At 71.1% G+C, this 19,684-nt stretch carries 15 protein-coding genes; 5 read left to right on the forward strand and 10 right to left on the reverse strand.

What is annotated here, in order from left to right:
* Positions 1-149 precede the first annotated feature (149 nt).
* Entirely contained in the window at positions 150-1,688 is a 1,539-nt protein-coding gene (locus KK087_RS09825; RefSeq protein WP_214564981.1) for an MFS transporter, read from the forward strand.
* Here the strand turns inward: KK087_RS09825 and hisN are convergent.
* From hisN to aroA, 4 genes are all read right to left on the reverse strand, one after another.
* Positions 1,685-2,473 (reverse strand): histidinol-phosphatase, encoded by a 789-nt coding sequence (gene hisN / locus KK087_RS09830; protein ID WP_214544409.1) that lies wholly within the window; start codon positions 2,471-2,473, stop codon positions 1,685-1,687. The genes KK087_RS09825 and hisN overlap by 4 nt on opposite strands.
* 19 nt (positions 2,474-2,492) lie before the next feature.
* Complete coding sequence (locus tag KK087_RS09835; RefSeq protein ID WP_214564982.1) at positions 2,493-3,665, reverse strand: ABC-2 transporter permease; 1,173 nt, start codon at positions 3,663-3,665, stop codon at positions 2,493-2,495.
* A 359-nt stretch (positions 3,666-4,024) separates the two neighbouring features.
* Positions 4,025-5,071 carry a ribosome small subunit-dependent GTPase A gene (gene rsgA / locus KK087_RS09840; RefSeq protein WP_214544411.1) on the reverse strand — a complete coding sequence of 349 codons (1,047 nt, stop codon included), beginning with the start codon at positions 5,069-5,071 and terminating at the stop codon, positions 4,025-4,027.
* The gene (gene aroA / locus KK087_RS09845; RefSeq protein ID WP_214564983.1) at positions 5,068-6,462 is read right to left on the reverse strand and encodes a 3-phosphoshikimate 1-carboxyvinyltransferase; all 1,395 of its coding nucleotides are present in this window, start codon (positions 6,460-6,462) and stop codon (positions 5,068-5,070) included. Before aroA ends, rsgA begins: the two co-directional genes overlap by 4 nt.
* 135 nt (positions 6,463-6,597) lie before the next feature.
* Between aroA and KK087_RS09850 the strand changes: the two genes are divergently transcribed.
* Positions 6,598-7,395: a sigma-70 family RNA polymerase sigma factor gene (locus tag KK087_RS09850; protein WP_250900988.1), complete on the forward strand. Its 798-nt coding sequence runs from the start codon at positions 6,598-6,600 to the stop codon at positions 7,393-7,395.
* Positions 7,392-7,634, forward strand: a complete 243-nt coding sequence (locus tag KK087_RS09855; protein ID WP_214528586.1) for a zf-HC2 domain-containing protein — start codon at positions 7,392-7,394, stop codon at positions 7,632-7,634. The genes KK087_RS09850 and KK087_RS09855 overlap by 4 nt, the downstream gene beginning before the upstream one ends.
* An 86-nt stretch (positions 7,635-7,720) precedes the next feature.
* On the opposite strand, the gene KK087_RS09860 is transcribed toward KK087_RS09855, so the two are convergent.
* Both KK087_RS09860 and KK087_RS09865 read right to left on the reverse strand, forming a co-directional pair.
* On the reverse strand, positions 7,721-9,148 hold the full coding sequence (locus KK087_RS09860) for a LamG-like jellyroll fold domain-containing protein (protein ID WP_214564984.1): 1,428 nt from the start codon (positions 9,146-9,148) through the stop codon (positions 7,721-7,723).
* Positions 9,149-9,219: 71 nt separating this feature from the next.
* Entirely contained in the window at positions 9,220-9,801 is a 582-nt protein-coding gene (locus KK087_RS09865) for a hypothetical protein (RefSeq protein ID WP_214564985.1), read from the reverse strand.
* A gap of 114 nt (positions 9,802-9,915) precedes the next feature.
* On the opposite strand from KK087_RS09865, the gene KK087_RS09870 reads away from it, so the two are divergent.
* Positions 9,916-10,356 carry a GNAT family N-acetyltransferase gene (locus KK087_RS09870; protein WP_214528583.1) on the forward strand — a complete coding sequence of 147 codons (441 nt, stop codon included), beginning with the start codon at positions 9,916-9,918 and terminating at the stop codon, positions 10,354-10,356.
* Positions 10,357-10,433: 77 nt separating this feature from the next.
* Here the strand turns inward: KK087_RS09870 and KK087_RS09875 are convergent, their stop codons facing one another.
* Positions 10,434-14,180 carry a multifunctional oxoglutarate decarboxylase/oxoglutarate dehydrogenase thiamine pyrophosphate-binding subunit/dihydrolipoyllysine-residue succinyltransferase subunit gene (locus tag KK087_RS09875; RefSeq protein ID WP_214564986.1) on the reverse strand — a complete coding sequence of 1,249 codons (3,747 nt, stop codon included), beginning with the start codon at positions 14,178-14,180 and terminating at the stop codon, positions 10,434-10,436.
* A 176-nt stretch (positions 14,181-14,356) separates the two neighbouring features.
* Between KK087_RS09875 and guaB1 the strand changes: the two genes are divergently transcribed.
* Positions 14,357-15,796 (forward strand): GMP reductase, encoded by a 1,440-nt coding sequence (guaB1, locus tag KK087_RS09880; protein ID WP_214564987.1) that lies wholly within the window; start codon positions 14,357-14,359, stop codon positions 15,794-15,796.
* Positions 15,797-15,959: 163 nt separating this feature from the next.
* Here guaB1 and KK087_RS09885 read toward each other — a convergent pair whose 3' ends face one another.
* The 3 genes from KK087_RS09885 to KK087_RS09895 form a co-directional block, all read right to left on the reverse strand.
* Positions 15,960-16,997, reverse strand: a complete 1,038-nt coding sequence (locus KK087_RS09885) for a hemolysin family protein (RefSeq protein WP_214528580.1) — start codon at positions 16,995-16,997, stop codon at positions 15,960-15,962.
* Complete coding sequence (locus tag KK087_RS09890) at positions 16,994-18,379, reverse strand: hemolysin family protein (RefSeq protein ID WP_214528579.1); 1,386 nt, start codon at positions 18,377-18,379, stop codon at positions 16,994-16,996. The genes KK087_RS09885 and KK087_RS09890 overlap by 4 nt, the downstream gene beginning before the upstream one ends.
* A gap of 215 nt (positions 18,380-18,594) precedes the next feature.
* The gene (locus KK087_RS09895; protein ID WP_214564988.1) at positions 18,595-19,677 is read right to left on the reverse strand and encodes an NADH:flavin oxidoreductase/NADH oxidase; all 1,083 of its coding nucleotides are present in this window, start codon (positions 19,675-19,677) and stop codon (positions 18,595-18,597) included.
* Positions 19,678-19,684: the final 7 nt, after the last annotated feature.

Here is a 19,684-nt window from a genome sequence, read left to right on the forward strand (position 1 = left end):
GAACCGTGCCCCCAGTACGGGGGGCCACGAGGGGGGTGCGCCGGCCGCTCGTCTGGGACTCGGTGGTACCCCGATCGGGACCGTCCGAGCCGACCGGGGTACAGCGCTGTCCGGACCGTGTTCGCCACCGCAGGTGTAGCACGGACGGGATGTCCAGCGCTGAGAAGACCGACGACCGCCTCGACGACCGCACGAGGTGGCGGGCCTTCGCCGTCTGCGTGGCGGTCGCGGCCCTGACGATCCTCGACCTGTCCAAGGTGAACGTCGGGCTGCCCTCGATCGAGCGGTCCCTCGACGCCACCAGTTCGTCGCTCCAGCTCATCGTGGCGGGGTACGCCCTGGCGTTCGGTCTCGCCCTCGTGCCCGCCGGCCGGCTCGGCGACCTGAAGAGTCGGCGTGTCCTGTTCATCGTGGGCCTCAGCGCGTTCACCGGATCGAGCCTGCTGTGCGCCGTGGCCCCGAACATCGAGGTGCTGATGGTCACCCGGATCCTGCAGGGCTTCGCCGCCGGCATCCAGATGCCCCAGGTCATCGGGTTGGTGCAGCAGCTGTTCCGCGGGCCGGAGCGAGGCCGCGCGTTCGGGCTGTTCGGAGCGATGATCGGCATCTCGACCGCCCTCGGTCCGACCATCGGCGGTGGCCTCATCGCGATCGGCGGCGAGGAGTCCGGGTGGCGGCTGCTGTTCTGGATGAACGTGCCCCTCGGGATCGCCGCGCTGCTCTTCGCCGTCCGTCTGCTGCCGAAGGGGGCTCAGGGGAAGGCGAAGGACCGCGAACTGGACGTCGTCGGGATCCTGCTGCTCGGCGCCGCCATCGTCACGCTGATGCTGCCGTTCGTGCTGACCAGCGGTGGTGGCGGTTCGTCGACCCGGTGGTTCTGGCTGGTCGGCTTCGTGGTGTTCCTCGTGCTGTTCGTGTTCTGGGAACGACGGTTCAAGCGGCAGGGCAAGTCGCCCGTGGTGCACTTCGAGCTGTTCCGACTGTCGTCGTACCGCAACGGGCTGTCGATCGTGGCCGTGTACTTCGCGGCGTTGCCGGCGTCCTTCCTGATGGTCACGCTGTACCTGCAGGAGGGCATCGGACTCTCGCCGCTGTACGCCGGCATGGTGAGCATCCCCTTCGCCGCGACGAGCGCGGTCGGTTCGTACATCGGCGGGCGGATCGTCGACCGGGTCGGGCGGGCGCTGGTCGTGGCCGGCCTCGGGATGGTCGTCATCGGGTTCCTGCTGCTCATGGTCGCGGCCGTGGCCACCCCGCCGGAGGTGACCCCGTGGGCGATGGCCGGGGCCTTCCTCGTCGGTGGGCTCGGCGGCGGGTTCGTGGTGTCGCCCAACCAGACGCTCACCCTGGCCGAGATCCCCGTCGAGCAGTCCGGCGTGGCGGGGTCGATGCAGCAGCTCGGGCAGCGCGTCGGTACGGCCATCGGCACCGCGGTGGCGACGAGCATCTTCTACGGCATCGTGCGGAGCGAAGCCGCGGGGTCGGGGTCCGGCGGGCCCGGCTCGGCCAGCCGGCTCGACGCGTACCACGACGCCTTCCGCAGCGGCACGACCTTCACGGTGTCACTGATGGCGCTCGCCCTGGTGCTGGCCGGTGCGGACCTGCTGTCGCGGCGTCGTGCGGCGCGACGCTCGGACGGGGAGTCCGAAGACTCCGACGCGGCCGCGGAGTCAGCCGACCGGGCCTAGTCAGCTCGCCGGATGACCTCGACGACGGCGTCGTGCACCAGGCCGTTCGTGGCGAGCGCGCTGCCGTGCCAGGGGCCGGGGTCGCCGTCGAGCGAGGTGAAGCGCCCGCCGGCCTCCTCCACGATGGGCACGAGGGCCGCGATGTCCCACGGCTTCAGGTCCGGTTCGCCGGCGACGTCGAGGACACCCTCGGCCACCATCATGTACGACCACATGTCGCCGTAGGCCCGGGTGCGCCAGACCCGGCGCGACAGGTCGACGAGCGTCTCGAGCCGGTCGTCGTCGTCCCACTGCTGGATGCTGTTGTAGCTCAGGCTCGCATCGGCCAGGTCGGCCACCCCGGAGACACGGAGCGGGCCGTCCAGCGAGTACGCACCGGCGCCCTCGGCAGCCCACCAGCGCTTGCCGAGGGCCGGGGCGCTGACGACGCCGAGGACCGGGCGACCGTCGACCGCGAGCGCGATGAGGGTCGCCCAGACCGGCACGCCGCGCAGGTAGTTGGCGGTGCCGTCGATCGGGTCGACCACCCACTGCCGGTGCCCCTCGCTGACGGCCTCGGCACCGGTGTCCGCCGTGGTCTCCTCGCCGAGGAACGCATCGTCCGGTCGCTCGGCGGCGAGTCGCTCGCGCAGGGCACGCTCGACGGCCTGGTCGGCATCGGTGACGTGGGTGCTGTCGGCCTTCTTCGTCACGTGCAGGTCGGCGGCACGGAAGCGCTCGAGGCTGATCGCGTCGGCGGTGTCGGCGAGGGAGCGGGCGAAGTCCAGGTCGGCGCTGAGGTCCACGTCGCCCAACCTACCGTCGCTACGCCGCGACGACCTCTTCTTCCTCGAGCCGGGTGACCTCGCGCTCGCGGGCGATGCGGGTGCGACGGGCGACGAGCCCGTGCACGACCACGCAGAGCAGGACCGCGGCGGCCAACCAGAGCGCGAGCACGAGCGACGACCGCCCGAGCGAGGCGTCCGGGAAGTACTGCAGGTCCTGTGCCGCCTGCAGCCACGCGGCACCGCTCCAGAAGGCGTGCAGCGCGGCGAAGAACCCGGGCTGGAACGCCGGCTGGAAGATCCCGCCCGACGACGTGAAGTTCAGCATCACGAACAGCATCGTCAGGATCGGGGTGGTCCACCGGCCGAGCACGGGGTGCAGCCCCACGCCGAGCGCGATGATGATCGCGTCGTAGAGCCAGGCGAACAGGAACACCTGCCAGTGGTGGGTGGTGATGACGCCGTAGACCGGTCCGGCGACGATCACGCCGATGCCGGCGACGACCCCAGCGGTGGCGAGCCCGATGACCGCGGTCCACACGGCGCGGAGCTTCGTCGCGACCGAGGCCACGGCGATCGCGGACGCGTACCCGCCGACGCTCAGGGCGACGAGCAGGAAGAACAGTCCCTGGCCGGTGGTGTCCTGGTCGCCGGTCGGGACGACGTCGACCACGCGGAACGGCACGTGCTGCTCGTAGGCGATCGGCAGGAAGACCTTCTGTGCGGCGCTCGCGGTGGTCTCCGACGCGGCGGTCGAGACGTAGAGCGTGGCGCCCGTCGACGTCGGCGCGTACACGGCGGCGAGGTCGCGGTCGCGCACCCGCTGCTCGGCCGCCTTCGTCGAGGCGACGACGTGGGCCACGAGGGCGCCGTCGGACCGGTCGGTCACGGTCTGGGCGAACACCTGGGTGGCCGCGCCCTGGCCGACGATGCCGACGGGCAGCTCCTGCGGGGCCGGGGCGTGGAAGGCGCCGAGGTACGCCAGGCCCATCCCGGCGGCCAGGAACAGCGGCACGAGGATGTGCGAGGCGAAGGTCAGCAGCACCCGACCGAGCCCAGCGGGGCGCAGGACGCTGGCGGACCGCTGCTGCTTCGGGCCTCGTGGGGACTTGTGGGTGGGGGAGTGGTGCGCGTGCGACGTCGTCGTCGTGCTCGGGGACGGGGCGTCGACAGCGGGGGCCGGCGCAAAGTTGTACTTTGCAACTTCAGACACGATCGCAACAGTACAACCCTGATGCGCGCCTGTCGACGCCGGCCCGGAGTCGAGGTCACGTCCGGTGCGCGGTCGTGCACTCCGTGCGAGGAGCGCGAGCCCTCACGGAGTGCACAACCTCGCACCGTTCGCGCGCCCCTCGCACGGTGCGAGGTCTGCACGGTGCGAGGGGCGCCCGCCGGAGTGGTCACGATTCACCGCGCGCCGGCGCTCGAGTGGTCACGAACTGTCGGGTGCCGCGTCGCCAGCCGACAGTTGGTGACCGCTCGACGAACGCGCCGCGGGGTGTCGTGACCAGTCGGCCGAACAGCGCCGACCAGCCGAGCCCGACTGGCTCACCCGGGACTGACGATCCCGCGCTACTCCGAGCCGGGGTCGGACGCACCCATCCCGGTCAGCAGTGCCCGGAACGAGTCGAGCCGCTCGACGCCGGTCGGCCCGAGCTCCCCGTCCTGCACCCGGTCGACGATCTCCCAGTCGTGCGCCTGCGCCAGCGGGATGCCGTCCCGCGCGGGCAGCACCGGCACGGCGTGCGACGCGAACGCCCGGAACACGTTCGCGGGGTCGACGTGCCCGAGGCCGAACGACCGCACACCCGGCGTGTCGATGATCCACCCGCCGTCGCGGACCCGCAGCGCGATCGACGACGACGACGTGTGCCGCCCGCGACCGGTCACGGAGTTCACGACCCCGATCGCACGCGTCGACCCGGTCAGGGCGTTCACCAAGGTCGACTTGCCGACGCCGGAGTGCCCGACGGTCACGGTCACCTTGTCGTCCAGGAGCTCGTGCAGCGCCTCGAACGGGACGTCGTCCGATCGGCTCGTCACGATCCGCAAGGAGAGGCAGGCGAAGTGCGCCAGGAACGCAGCCGGGTCGGCGAGGTCGGTCTTCGTGATGCAGAGGATCGGGTCGAGGCCGGCGTCGAACGCGGCCACCAGGTACCGGTCGATCAGCCGGGTGCGGGGCTCCGGGTCGGCGGCGGCCACCACGATGAGCATCTGGTCGGCGTTCGCCACGATGACGCGCTCGACCTCGTCCGAGTCGTCGGCGCTCCGCCGCAGCAGGGTGGAGCGTTCGGCGACCTTCACGATGCGCGCGAGCGACCCGGGGTCGCCGGAGACGTCCCCGACGAGCGACACGTGGTCACCCGTGACGACGGACTTCTTGCCGAGCTCGCGGGCCTTCGTCGCGGTGATGACGTGGTCGTCGATCAGCACGCCGAAGCGCCCGCGGTCGACGTTCGTCACCCACCCGACGGGGGCGTCGTCGTACGTCGGCCGCGTCTTCGTGCGGGGCCGGTTGCCCTTCGGGTTCGGTCGCACCCGCACGCTCGACTCGTCGTACTGTCCGTACGGCTCGTCCGCGTCGGAGTCGTCACCGTCGGCGTCGTCCCACCAGCTCATGCGCTCAGACCTGTCGGAACCGACTCGGCCGAGCCGGAGGAAGTGACCAGCGCCGCCCACAGCTCCGGGAACTGCGGCAGCGTCTTCGCGGTCGACCCGATGTCGTCGACGGCGACGCCGTCGACGACGAGGCCCACGATCGCCCCAGCGGTCGCCATCCGGTGGTCGTCGTACGCGCCCCAGGCGCTGCCGTGGAGCGGCGCCGGCTCGATCCGCAGGCCGTCGTCGAGTTCGTGCACCGCGCCTCCAGACCGGTTGAGGTCCGCTGCCAGCGCGGCCAGGCGGTCCGTCTCGTGCCCCCGCAGGTGGCCGATGCCGGTGATCTCGCTCGGTCCGTCGGCCAGCGCGGCCAGCGCGACGAGCGCCGGGGCGAGTTCGCCGCCGCGGCTCAGGTCGAGTTGGAGACCCGGCAGGGAGGCCCCGCCCCGGATCCCGACGCCGCCGTCGACGACCAGGTCGTCACCGTCACGGGCCACGCTCGCCCCCCACAGGGGCAAGAGCGTCTCGAGGTCGGCACCGACCTGCGTCGTCTCGGTGGGCCAGGTGCGGATGCGGACCGTGCCGCCGGCGACGAGCGCGGCGACCGCGAACGGCGCGGCGTTCGACAGGTCGGGCTCGATCGTGACGTCACGCGCGCCGATCGGGCCGGGGTGCACGACCCACTCGCCGACCGACGGCTCGTCGACCCGGACGCCGCGGGCACGGAGCGCCGCGACGGTCATCTCGATGTGCGGCATGCTCGGCAGGCGTTCGCCGACGTGGGTGAGGTGCAGGCCCTCGTCGAAGCGGGGCGCCGACAGCAGCAGGCCGGAGACGAACTGCGAGGACGCCGACGCGTCGATCGTCAGGGCACCACCGCGGACCGAGCCGGTGCCGGTGAACGAGAACGGCATCGAGCCGCCGCCGTCGTCCGCGACGTCGACACCGAGGTCCACGAGTCCCTGCACGATGGCGTGCATCGGTCGCTTGCGGGCGTAGGGGTCGCCGTCGACCGTGACGGGCCCGACGGCCAGGGCGGCGAGTGGCGGCAGGAAGCGCATCACGGTGCCGGCCAGCCCGCAGTCCAGGCGGACGTCGCCGTGCATCGGGGCGGGCGTGATCCGGAGGTCCGGGCCGTAGGGGTTCGGGGCGGTGCCGGCCGCCGGCTCGAGCTCCTCGATGCCGACGCCGAGCGCACGGAGCCCCGCGATCATCAGCGCCGAGTCACGGGAGTGCAGCGGGAGCCGGATCGTCGAGGGGCCGTCGGCCAGCGCGGCGAGCACGAGCTCGCGGTTCGTCAGCGACTTCGACCCGGGCAGCGCGACGTCACCGCGCAGCGGACCCCCTGCGACCGGGGCGATCCAGGGGCCGGCGGGCTGGGCCCCGCTGTGGGAATGCGTCGTGTCTGCCATCGGTTCACCAGGGTACTGAACGCACCGGGAGGATCAGTGGCGACAGCAACACTCGCACGAGAGCGGACCGGCACGGCGACCGTGCTGACCGTGGTGCCGACGACGCTCGGCACGCTCGGCCTAGACTTGGCGGCGATGACGACCGACGAACCGCAGGCAGCTCCGCACCACCTGGTCGAGGAGACCGAGGTGCAGCTCGACGCCGTGGAAGAGGAGCAGACCGCCCTCGACGACGACGCAGACGAGCCGGTGGACGCGAAGACCGTCTCCGAGGGAGAGCTGCGGTCTCTGTTCGAGGACCAGGCCCTGCCCTTCATGGACCAGCTGTACGGCGCGGCGATGCGGATGACCCGCAACCCGGCCGACGCCTCGGACCTGGTGCAGGAGACATTCGTCAAGGCCTTCGCCGCGTTCCGCCAGTTCAAGCAGGGCACGAACCTGAAGGCCTGGCTGTACCGGATCCTCACGAACACGTTCATCAACACGTACCGCAAGAACCAGCGGAACCCGTACCAGGGCACCATCGACGAGCTCGAGGACTGGCAGCTCGGCGGCGCGGAGAGCGTCACCCAGTCGATCTCCGCCCGTTCCGCCGAGGCCGACGCGATCGACCACCTGCCGTCCTCCGCCGTGAAGGACGCCCTGCAGGCCATCCCCGAGGACTTCCGGATGGCCGTCTACTTCGCCGATGTCGAAGGGTTCTCGTACCAGGAGATCGCCGACATCATGAAGACCCCCGTGGGGACGGTCATGAGCCGCCTCCACCGTGGCCGCCGGCTCCTCCGTGGGCTCCTGGCGGACCACGCCCGTGAGACCGGCATCGTCCCGGACGCAGCGTCGACGGCGACGATGCGTGGACGGGGACGCGGCGCGGCTCAGACGACGAAGGCAACCGCGGCCACGGGTCGCACCGGACGGAAGGACGCACGATGAGCGGCTGCGACTGCTCGAAGGCGAAGGCCGAGCTCGAGGAGCTCCTGCACGACGAGCTCCGCCACGAGGACGCCGCGGACATCCGCGAGCACATGGAAGGGTGCGAGGACTGCCAGACCGAGCACCGGGTCGGCGTCGTGCTCATGGAGACCGTCCGTCGTGCCTGCAAGGAGACCGCTCCCGACCAGCTGCGCAGTGAGATCCTCGCGCGCATCCGGGTGGAGCAGGCGACGCACTGACACCGAAGTCGGTCGCGGACCCGACGGGCCCGCAACCGTCCTATCGGGTGGAGGTCGGCCGTGCTCACCTGGCGGCCGGCGTTCGGTCAGCGTCCGGCGGCGGCGTGCTCCGCGATGGTCGCCGCGTCGAGGACCCGGTCGTACACCCGCACCGTGTCGACGTCCCCGCGGAAGGCGTAGCCGGCTGCTCCCGGCCAGCCGGCCAGCGTCTGCCGACCGGCACGCCAGTGTCCCGAGTACTGGCGGAGGGTGACGGCGTCCGAGCGGCTTCCCTGCTGGACGCCGTCGAGCCAGAGGACCATCGAGCGTGACCGGAACGATGCGACGGCGTGGTGCCACTCGCCGTCGTTGACCGCGGCCGTCGACCCGAGGGTGAACTTGAACTGTGACCCGGACTCCTCGACGCCGAACCGCAGCCGGCCGCCGCTGTCGACGTAGAGGTGACGATCGCGGTGGGCCGAGGCCGCGGAACGGTCGGAGCCGAAGCCGAACACGCGTCCGCCCCTGGTGTCGTCCGTCCGGAACCAGACCTCGATCGTGAAGGTGTTCGGCGCGTCGACTGCGGTGTCCGTGTCCGCCCAGCCCTCGGCACTGCCCTCGGTCCAGAACGACGCGTAGGGATTCGCCGCGCAGTCGCCGTCGACGCGTGCCGCCGCCGAGGTGAAGGATCCGTCCGCGCCGGTTCCGCTCGAATCGGTCACGCGCTGACCGTTCTTCTCCGCGAAGTCCCACGCCAGGACGGATCCGCCCGCCGCGCGGTGGAAGCACGGGAACTCGCCGGTCCCGAGCGCCGAGGCGGTGCCCGTCGTCCCGCTGAACCCGGCACCGGCGACCACCGTCAGCGTGATCGCCGCCACCGTGACCGCTGCGACCGTCGTCGCCGCGGAAGTCGGGGCGAGGTCGATCCCGGGCGCGGACCCGGGCTCGGCGACCGCCGGCGAGTGGAGGTCGCGACGCGGGGCACCGCACCGGCGGCAGGGGAGCCCTGCGACGATGTCTCGGTCGGCGCGTCCGGCGACGACGAGCAACGCAGCGACCAGGGCGGTCATCGCCAGGGGCACCCACGACCGCTCGCGCACCCAGACGCCCGGCAATCCGACACCGGGGAACCGCAGGACGCCGACGCCGAGCACCGCGTCGGGTGCGACCGGGGTCCGATCCGCGGACGGGTTCGCGTCGCCCCGGAGCCGGAGGTTGCCGTCCTGCTCGATCCGCTCGAGGCGGTGCAGACGCAGGCGGTCGTCGTGATCAGGGTCGTCGACGAGCAGGACCCGGCCGGGTTCCACCGCATCGCCGTCCGTCGGCATCGCCGCGACGACGTCCCCGGTCCGGATGCCAGGTGCCATCGAGTCGGACACGACCGTGGTCACGTGCCAGCCGAGGGCCGCGGGGAGCGACGCGCACACCGCGAGCAGCAGCACCGACCAGAGGGCCGTGCGTGCCGTGACCGCGAGGAGCAGCCGGGGGACGTCGCCGACGCACCGGGGGGTTCGGTGGGTCACGGTGGTCGGCATCTGCTGCTCCTCGCGGTCGGTCGTGGTCGTGGTCGTGGTCTTCGTCGTGCTCGGCTCGGTCCTGGGCGGGGTCAGTCGGTCTGGGCTTCCCAGACGAACGTCGTGGCCGCCTCGGACGACTGCACGGTGTTCGGCGCGGCCTGCGAGAGGTCGTAGCTGAAGCGGTAGGTCGTGCTGTCCGTGCCCGTGGCGGGCGCCCAGGCGTCGAGCCCGGTGCCGAAGGAGTCGGCGGACATCAGGTCGGCCAGTGTTCCCTCGTGGATGGTCGTCCCGGCGGTGAACGTGCTGCAGTCCCCGGCGGTGCCCAGGGTGCCGCGCTCGACCTTCATGCCGACGTACTGCGCCAGTTCGTCGGCGTCGGCCTGCTGGTCGGTGTAGACCTTCACGGTCGACGGGTTGGTGGTCTCGGCCGTGACGGTGATGCAGTTCGAGCCGGAGGACCCGGGGATCAGGTCGTCCTCGTCGAACATCGCGACGCCCTTGTCGTCGTCGGTGAGCGCGACGGCGCCGGTGCGCCAGTTGTTCACGCCGTTGTCGGTGCTGCTCGAGAAAGCGGCGTACGAGGCCGTGGCGATCAGGGCGCCGCTCGCGACGACGGCGAGCGGGAAGGCGATCCAGGCGGCGGTGCGGCCGTGGCGGGAGGTGATGTGCATGGCTGTCCTGTCGGTCGGTTCACCCGGCGGGTGATATGCATACAGCGTATATGAATATCACCTGCGATGGAACCCCGTCGCAACACGACCGGGCGCCCGGGTAGGTTGGCCGACATGACCCTCCCCGTCGAGTCGATCACCTCCTGGTCCGACACGGACGTCGCCGACGTCGCCACCCTCGTCCGTCTGCTCGGTCACGACGTCGACGCCGCGTCGATGCGCGCCCGGCTCGAACGGCTCACCCCCGAGGCCGGGCACCGCACCTGGGTGGTCCGCGGTGACGACGGTCGCGTCGTCGCCGTCGGTGGCGCGCAGGTCACGTGGGCGTACGCGAGCGACGAACCGACGGCGCAGCTGCTGCTGCTGGTCGTCGACGACACGGCCAGGAGGCTCGGCACCGGTTCCGCGCTCATCGGCACGTTCGAAGCATGGGCGGTCGAGCAGGGCGCGCGTCGTCTCAGTGCCGTCAGTGCGGCCGCGACGGACAGCGCGCACCGGTTCTACCAGAAGCGCGGCTACCACGACGCCGGGGTGCGCTACACGAAGATCGCGTAGCGCTCACACGCATCGCGAACGACGAAGCGCCCCGTGCGGGAGTCCCTCGGGCTCCTGGACGGGGCGCTTCCTCGTGTCTAGGCGGACGTGCTCAATGCGGTGTTGATGACCTCGGTGGCCTCTTGCGAGGAGCGCTTGGAGGAACCCGTGGCCGGTGCGGCACTCGCCGGTCGGGCGGCGACGGACAACGGCCGTCCGCCGAGGTGCGGCGACAGGTTCATGCAGACGAACGGCCAGGCGCCCTGGTTCTCCGGCTCCTCCTGCGCCCACACGACGTCGGCGTCCGGGTAGCCGGCCAGCACCTCGAGGATGCGGTCGAGGGGGAGTGGCGCGAGCTGCTCGAGGCGGACGAGCGCGACGTCGGTGACGCCCCGCTTGTCGACCTCGGCACGGAGGTCGTGGTGCACCTTGCCGGAGTGCAGCACCACGCGACGCACGGCGCTCTTGTCGCTCACCCGGGCGTCGTCGAGGACCTCCTCGAAGGTGCCGTTCGTGAAGTCGCCGACCGCACTCGTCGCCTGACGGAGCCGGAGCATCGCCTTGGGCGAGAACACGACGAGCGGCTTCTGCGGCTTCGCCCAGGCCTGGCGGCGGAGCAGGTGGAAGTACGACGCCGGCGTGGACGGCCGCGCGACGATCATGTTGTCCTCGGCGCACAGCTGCAGGTACCGCTCGATGCGTGCCGACGAGTGGTCCGGCCCCTGGCCCTCGTAGCCGTGCGGCAGCAGGAGGACGAGCCCGGAGCGCTGGCCCCACTTCTGCTCGGCGGAGGAGATGAACTCGTCGATGACGATCTGGGCGCCGTTCGCGAAGTCGCCGAACTGGGCCTCCCAGAGCACGAGGGCCTCGGGGCGCTCGACCGAGTAGCCGTACTCGAACGCCATCGCCGCGTACTCGCTCAGCAGCGAGTCGTACACGTAGAACCGGGCCTGGTCCTCGGTGAGGTTCGACAGCGGCAGCCACTCCTGACCGTTCACCCGGTCGTGGAACACCGACTGGCGCTGCACGAAGGTGCCACGGCGGGCGTCCTGTCCGGCGAGGCGGACGGGCTTGCCCTCGACCAGGATCGACCCGATGGCCATGAGCTCCGCCATCGCCCAGTCGATGCCGCCGTTGCGCGTCATCTCGGTGCGCTTGGTCAGCAGCTGCTGCAGCTTCGGGTGGATCGAGAAGCCGGCCGGCGGGTTGCTGTGTGCGTCGCCGATCGCCCGGACGAGCTCCTCGGACACCGCGGTCTCGTGCACCTCGACCTCGGAGTCGTCGCGCTGCGCGGCCGGGCGTTCGAGGCCCTGCACGGCACCGTCGTCATCGACCTCGATCACCGGGATGGTGCCGGTCTGCGCCTCGTGGGTCTCCGCGAAGGCGCGCTCCAGGCGGTCCTGGAAGTCGCGGTGCGCCTCGTCGTACTCCTCTTGCGTGATGTCACCGCGGCCGACGAGGGCCTCGGTGTACAGCGTGCGCACGGAGCGCTTCGCCTCGATGAGGTTGTACATCAGGGGCTGCGTCATCGAGGGGTCGTCGCCCTCGTTGTGGCCGCGGCGGCGGTAGCAGATCAGGTCGATCACGACGTCGCGGTGGAACTCCTCGCGGTACGCGAAGGCGAGTTCCGCGACGCGGGCGACGGCCTCGGGGTCGTCACCGTTCACGTGGAAGATCGGTGCCTGGATGGTCTTCGCGACGTCGGTGGAGTACACCGAGCTGCGCGCAGACTCGGGCGGGGTGGTGAACCCGACCTGGTTGTTGATCACCAGGTGGACGGTGCCGCCGGTGCGGTAGCCGCGGAGCTGCGACATCTGCAGCGTCTCGACGACCACGCCCTGGCCCGCCATCGCCGCGTCGCCGTGCACGAGCACCGGGAGCACGCCGAAGCTGCCGGGCGCCTCACGGTCCTGCTTGGCACGGACGATGCCCTCGAGCACGCCGTCGACGGCTTCGAGGTGGGACGGGTTCGCGGCGATCGTCACCGGGATGCTCGAGCCGTCGGACGTGCGGAACACACCCTCGGTGCCGACGTGGTACTTCACGTCGCCGGAGCCCTGCCCGGACACCGTGCCCGGCAGCGACGACCCCTCGAACTCGCGGAAGATCTGGCCGTAGGTCTTGCCGGCGATGTTCGTCAGCACGTTCAGGCGACCACGGTGGGCCATGCCGATCGCGACCTCGGCGAGACCGGCACCGGCGGCGTGCTGGATCAGGGTGTCGAGGAAGGCGATGGTGGACTCGCCGCCCTCGAGCGAGAAGCGCTTCTGGCCGACGTACTTGGTCTGCAGGAAGGTCTCGAACGCCTCGGCCTCGTTGAGCTTGCCGAGGACGCGCAGCTGCTCTTCCTTCGACGGCTTCGAGTAGGGGACCTCGATGCGCTCCTGGACCCAGCGGCGCTGGTCCGGGTCCTGGATGTGCATGTACTCGATGCCGACGGTGCGGCAGTAGGCGTCGCGCAGGATCCCGAGGACGTCGCGGAGCGGTGCGGAGGTGGTGCCGGCGAGCCCGCCTGTGACGAACTCGCGGTCGAGGTCCCAGAAGGTCAGCCCGTGGCTCTCGATCTCGAGGTCGGGGTGCGTGCGCTGGCGGTACTCGAGCGGGTCGATGTCGGCCATCAGGTGCCCACGCACGCGGAAGCTGTTGATGAGCTCCTGCACGCGGGCGGTCTTGTTCACCCGGTGCGCGAGGTCGACGTTGATGTCGTTCGCCCACTGGATCGGCTTGTACGGGATCCGGAGCGCGGCGAAGATGTCGTCGTAGAAGCGGTGCTCGCCGATGAGCCGCTCGTGCACGTGCTTGAGGTACTCGCCGGAGCCCGCGCCCTGGATGACCCGGTGGTCGTAGGTGCTCGTCAGGGTGATGGTCTTGCCGATGCCCAGCTCGACCAGGGTCTTCGACGCCGATCCCTGGAACTGCGCCGGGTACTCGAGGGCACCGGCGCCGATGATCGAGCCCTGCCCCTTCGTCAGACGGGGGACCGAGTGCACGGTGCCGATGCCGCCCGGGTTGGTGAGGGAGATCGTCGTGCCCTGGAAGTCGGCCGGGGTGAGCTTGTTGTCGCGGGCGCGCTTGACGAGGTCCTCGTAGGCGGAGAGGAACTGGCCGAACGTCAGGGTCTCCGCGCGCTTGATGCTCGGCACCAGGAGCGAACGGGTGCCGTCCTTCTTGGGGACGTCGATCGCGATGCCGAGGTTGACGTGTGCCGGGGCGACGACGAACGGCTTGCCGTCGCGCTCCTCGTAGAAGACGTTCTGGCTGGGGAAGTCCTTGATCGCCTGGACCATGGCCCACCCGATCAGGTGCGTGAAGGAGATCTTGCCGCCGCGGGCCCGGCGCAGGTGGTTGTTGATGACGATCCGGTTGTCGATCATCAGCTTCGCCGGGATGGTCCGCACGCTCGTGGCGGTCGGGACCGTCAGCGAGGCGTCCATGTTCGAGGCCAGCGTCTTCGCCATGCCGCGGAGCGGGGTCGCCACGTCTTCGTGGGTCTCCTCGTGGTCGTCGGCGGCGTCGTTCGCCTCGGCCGGGATCGGCTGCGGTGCCGGCTGGCGCGAGGTGGTCTTCGCCTGGATCGGGCCGGACTTGGCCTCGCCGGGGGTGTCGCCGGTGGCGGGCTGCTGCGTGGACGACTGCTGCTGCGTCGGCGCCTGCTCCGCGGGGGTGCCCGTCGGTGCCGGAGCGTCACCGACCTGCGTGCGGTGGTAGCTCTCGAGGACCGGCCACCAGGACTTGTCGACCGACTCCTTGTCCGCGACGAACTGCTCGTAGAGCTCGTCGACGAGCCACTCGTTCGCCCCGAATTCGCCCGCGGTCTCGTCCGTTCCGGTCAGATGGCTCGACACAGCCGATCGCCCACTCTCCGTCGATAGATGCTCGTGTGTGTCGTGCGGAGCAACCCTGCGCCGCACAGGGACAAGCCTAGCCGCTCCGACATGTCCGTTCCGTGTCAGCCGCGACGCGAGTCGGCCGCCGTGGTGCCCCCGACCCGGGCCCCTGACGGAGCCGTACAGTGGAGCGCATGAGGTTCTACGAGACCCGGCCGACGCACGACCTGACCTACTCCGACGTCTTCCTCGTCCCGAGCCGCTCCGGGGTGACGAGCCGCTTCGACGTGGACCTCGCCGCGAACGACGGCAGCGGCGCGACGATCCCCATCGTCAGCGCCAACATGAACTCGGTCACCGGGCCCCGGCTCGCGGCCACCCTGGCCCGCCGCGGTGGTCTCGGCGTCCTGCCCCAGGACATGCACCTGCAGGACCTCGACGCCGCGATCCGCTGGGTCAAGGAGCAGCCGGTCGACTACGACACCGCCTACGACATGGGGGCGGACACCACGGTGGCCGAGGCCCTCGAGCAGCTCCTGCCCGTCGCCGGCCGCGGCGTGGTCGTCCGCGACGCCGACGGCGAGTACCTCGGCTGCGTGCCCGCGAACCGCCTCGGCACCGCGGGCCCCGACGCGATCCTCGGCGACCTGCTGCACGGCGCCTCGACCGCCATCGACGCCGAGGACGCCGGCACGCCCCGGCACGTGTACGACGTGCTCTCGGCCGCCGAGGTCGACTTCGCGCCGGTGATGCGCCACGGCCGCGTCGTCGGCACCACCAGCCGGACGAGCGCGATCCGCTCCGACATCTACACGCCCGCTGTCGACGCCTCCGGCCGCCTCCGGGTCGCCGCAGCGGTCGGCATCAACGGCGACGTCGCAGCGAAGGCGAAGGCCCTCGCGGCCGCCGGCGTGGACGTCCTGGTCCTCGACACCGCGCACGGCCACCAGGAGGGCATGCTCCGCGCGCTCCGGACCGTCGCGTCCCTGCGGCTCGGCATCCCGCTCGTCGCCGGCAACGTCGTCACCGCCGACGCCGTCGCGCACCTCGTCGGTGCCGGAGCGGACATCATCAAGGTCGGTGTCGGCCCCGGCGCCATGTGCACCACGCGCATGATGACCGCCGTCGGTCGCCCGCAGTTCTCCGCCGTGCTCGAGACGGCCGCAGCGGCCCGCTCGCTCGGCGCCCACGTCTGGGCGGACGGCGGGGTGCGTTACCCGCGCGACGTCGCCCTCGCGCTGGCAGCAGGAGCGTCGGCCGTCATGATCGGCTCGTGGTTCGCCGGCACGTTGGAGGCCCCCGGGGTCCTGCGCCGCGACGCCGCGGGCAAGGCGTACAAGGAGAGCTGGGGCATGGCCTCGGCCAAGGCCGTGCGTGAACGGTTCGAGCGGCTCGACCCGTACGAGCGGGCCCGCAAGGCGCTCTTCGCCGAGGGCATCTCGTCGTCGACGATCTACCTCGACCCGGGGCGGCCGAGCGTCGAGGACCTGCTCGACATGATCACGACCGGCCTCCGCAGCTCCGCCACCTACGCGGGCGCCTCGTCGCTCGCCGAGTTCTCCGAGCGCGCGCTGGTCGGCATCCAGTCCGCGGCCGGGTACGAAGAGGGCAAGCCCCTGCCCGTCAGCTGGTAGCTGCTGCGCCGGACTTTCGCGCTGAGCGACAGCTCACGGGCAACGCAGTGCGTGACGTGTCGCTGAGCGCGAAACGCACGCCGACGCCGTGGTCGCGACCACAGACGGACGGGAGGCACGGTGCCAGCTGGCACCGTGCCTCCCGTCCCTCATCCCGTTGCGTCTACCGGCGTCGGGTCGCGTCCTCGACCTCGCCGACGAGTTCTTCGAGGATGTCCTCGAGGAACAGCACGCCGATCGTGCGGCCGTCCGAGTCGAACGCCCGCGCCACGTGGCGACCGGCGGCCCGCATGGTCGCCAGCGCGTCCTCGAGGTCCATCTCGGTGTAGAGCGAGATGAGCTGGCGGATGCGCTTCGGCGGCACCGGGTCGTCGAACTCGTCCGGACGCAGGTCGATGACGTCCTTGACGTGCACGTAGCCCGTGGGGGAGCCGTCCTCGCCGACGAGCACGTAGCGGGAGAACCCGCGCTGGGCGACGGCGTGCTCGACGTCGCCGGGGGTGGCGTCGTCGGGCAGGGTGACGAGCTCGGCCATCGGGACGGCCACGTCGCGGACCTTCTTCTCGGTGAACTCGAACGCCAGGGCGAGCTTGCCGTCGTCGGTCAGGGTGCCCTCGCGGCGGGACTGCTCCACGATCGTCTGCACCTCTTCCACCGTGAAGGCGCTCACCGCTTCGTCCTTGGGCTCGACCCGGAACAGGCGCAGCACGGCGTTCGCGACCTCGTTCAGGCCGACGATCACCCAGTGCAGGCCGTGACCGATGTACCAGAGCGTCGGGACGAGCAGCAGTGCGGCGCGATCCGGCATCGAGAACGAGATGTTCTTCGGGACCATCTCACCGAACACCACGTGCAGGAACGACACGAGCAGCAGCGTGAACACGAAGGCCACGGTGCCGATCACCTCGGCGCTCCACCCGGTCAGGTGCAGCGGGACCTCGAGCAGGTGGTGGATCGCCGGCTCGGAGACGTTGAGGATCAGCAGCGAGCAGACCGTGATGCCGAGCTGCGTGGTCGCGAGCATGCGGGTCGCGTGCTCCATCGCCCACAGCGTCATCTGTGCCGCCTTGGAGCCCTCTTCGGCGCGGGGCTCGATCTGTGAGCGGCGTGCCGAGATGACGGCGAACTCCGCCGCGACGAAGAAGGCGTTGCCCATCAGGAGGACGACGAGCCAGAAGATGCCCCACCAGTCCGAGCTCATCGGGTGCTGCCCTTCGTCGTGGTGGTGGTCGGCGTGCTCTTGGTGGACGGGATGATGATCGCGGTCGCCGCGGTGTCGGTGGGCTGGGGCGTCGGGGTCCAGCGGATGCGGTCGATCCGGCGTCCGTCCAGCCGCTCGACGCGGAACACGCCGCCGTCGAGCGGGACCTCGTCGCCGACCACGGGCAGGCGGCCCAGCGTCGACATGACGAACCCGCCGACGGTCTCGTACGGACCGTCCTCGGGCACCTTCACGCCGGCGCGGTCCTCGAGCTCGTCGGGACGCAGGAGCCCGGGGAAGGTCAGCCAGTCGCGCGAGCGGACCACGTCGATGCGGGCGCGGTCGTGCTCGTCGGAGACCTCGCCGACGATCTCCTCGATCAGGTCCTCGAGCGTGACGACCCCGGCGGTGCCGCCGTACTCGTCGACGACGATGACCATCTGGTACCCGCGGCCACGGACCTCGGCGAGCAGGGTGTCACCCGGCATGGTCTCCGGCACGCGTTCGGCGTCGGTCATGAGCGCCCCGACCGGGACCTCCGGACGCTTCTCGCGCGGCACGGCGACGGCCTGCTTGACGTGCACGATGCCGACGACGTCGTCCGCGTCCTCCTCGATGACGGGGAAGCGGCTGAAACCGGTCTTGCGGGCGAGGGCGATGACGTCTTCAGCGGACTCGGACACCCGGATGGTGGAGAGCCGGGGGCGCGGGGTCATCACGTCGCTGGCGCTGAGTTCGGAGAACGAGATGGTGCGCTCGAGGAGCGTTGCGGTGTCCTGCTCGAGCGAGCCCTCCGAGGCGGAGCGACGCAGCAGCGAGGTGAGTTCCTCGGCGCTGCGGGCACCGGAGAGTTCTTCCTGCGGCTCGATGCCCATCGACCGGAGCACGGCGTTCGCGGTGCCGTTCAGCAGCGCGACGGCCGGCTTGAAGACCGTCGTGAAGGCGATCTGCAGCGGGACGACGAGCTTCGCGGTCTGCAGGGGCAGCGCGAGCGCGAAGTTCTTCGGGACGAGCTCGCCGAGGATCATCGACAGCAGGGTCGCGATGACGAGCGCCACGATCGAACCGACGGTCTCGACGATGCCCTCCGGCAGGTTCATCGCCAGGAAGGGGGCTTCGAGCAGCTTCGCGATCGAGGGTTCGAGCAGGTACCCGGTGAGCAGCGTGGTCAGCGTGATGCCGAGCTGCGCACTGGAGAGGTGCGTCGAGGTGACCTTCAGCGCGCCGATGACCGGTGCGAGGCCGGTCTCACCGCGGTCGCGGCGGGCCTCGACGTCGGCGCGGTCCAGGTTGACCAGCGCGAACTCGGACGCGACGAACACACCCGTGCCGAGCGTCAGCAGGATGCCGCCGATCAGCATGACGATGTCGATCGGACTCATGATTCACCCCCGTTCGCGCACAGGGATGACGTGCAGCTCACCGAGTGAGCGGCGGATGAGTGAGGCGAAGAACTATTCGGGGGATCGTCCACAGTGCTGCCAATCGTACTGCCTGGCGCGGTGCCAAGCCGGGAATCCGTGCAGAACGCGCCTCGCGCCTCCAGGGTGGTCGCCGTGACCATCCCGGAGGCGCGACCCGCGCCGATCGGGCCGACCTACGCCGTGATCCGCGCGCGGTGGTACTGCTGCGGCTCGTAGTCGACCGGCACGCGGAGTTCCACTGCGGCACGGAGCGCGAACGACGGGTCGCGGAGCATCTCGCGGCCGATCATCACGACGTCGGCGAGCCCCGTGGCGACGATCTGCTCGGCCTGGAACGCCTCGGAGATCATGCCCACGGCGATGGTCGGGATGCCGGCGTCGCGCTTGATCGCCGCGGCGTGCGGCACCTGGTAGCCGGGGCCGACCGGGATGGGCGCGCTCGCGACGTTGCCGCCGGTCGACACGTCGGCCAGGTCGGCACCGTGCTCGGCGGCCCAGCGGGCGACGACGGTGGTCTCGTCGAGCGTGAGCCCGCCCTCGACCCAGTCGGTGGCCGAGAACCGGACGACGATCGGGTAGCCCTCGCCGACCTCGGCACGGACGGCGTCGACGACCTCGAGCAGCGCGCGGGCACGGTTCCCGAGCGAGCCGCCGTACTGGTCGGTGCGCTGGTTGCTCAGCGGCGAGAGGAACTGGTGCAGCAGGTACCCGTGCGCCGCGTGGATCTCGACCAGGTCGAACCCGGCCTCCACGGCGCGGCGGGCGGACTGGGCGAAGGCGAGGGCGACGACGCGGATGTCCTCGACCGCGAGCTCGCGCGGGACGTCGTAGCCGTCGAAGGCCACGGCCGACGGCGCGACGGTCGTCCAGCCGCCCTGGTCGGCGGGGACGGTGCCGTGGGTGGTGTCCCAGGGGCGGTAGGTCGATGCCTTGCGCCCGGCATGCGCGAGCTGGATGCCCGCCGCGGCGCCCTGCTCGTGCAGGAAGTCGACGATCGGCTTGTAGGCGTCGCGCTGCTGGTCGTTCCACAGCCCGAGGTCCTGCGGGGTGATCCGCCCCTCGGGCACGACGCCCGTCGCCTCGACCACGACCGCGCCGGCGCCGCCCTTGGCGAACCCGCCCAGGTGCACGAGGTGCCACGGGGTCGGTACGCCGTCCTGCTGGTCCACCGAGTACTGGCACATCGGGGAGACCCAGATGCGGTTGCGGACGGTCAGGTCACGGACGGTGATCGGGTCGAACAGGGCGTGCGTCACGCGGGCT

Origin of the sequence: Curtobacterium aurantiacum, assembly GCF_018598555.1 — a bacterium.
Classification (GTDB): Bacteria; Actinomycetota; Actinomycetes; order Actinomycetales; family Microbacteriaceae; genus Curtobacterium; species Curtobacterium aurantiacum.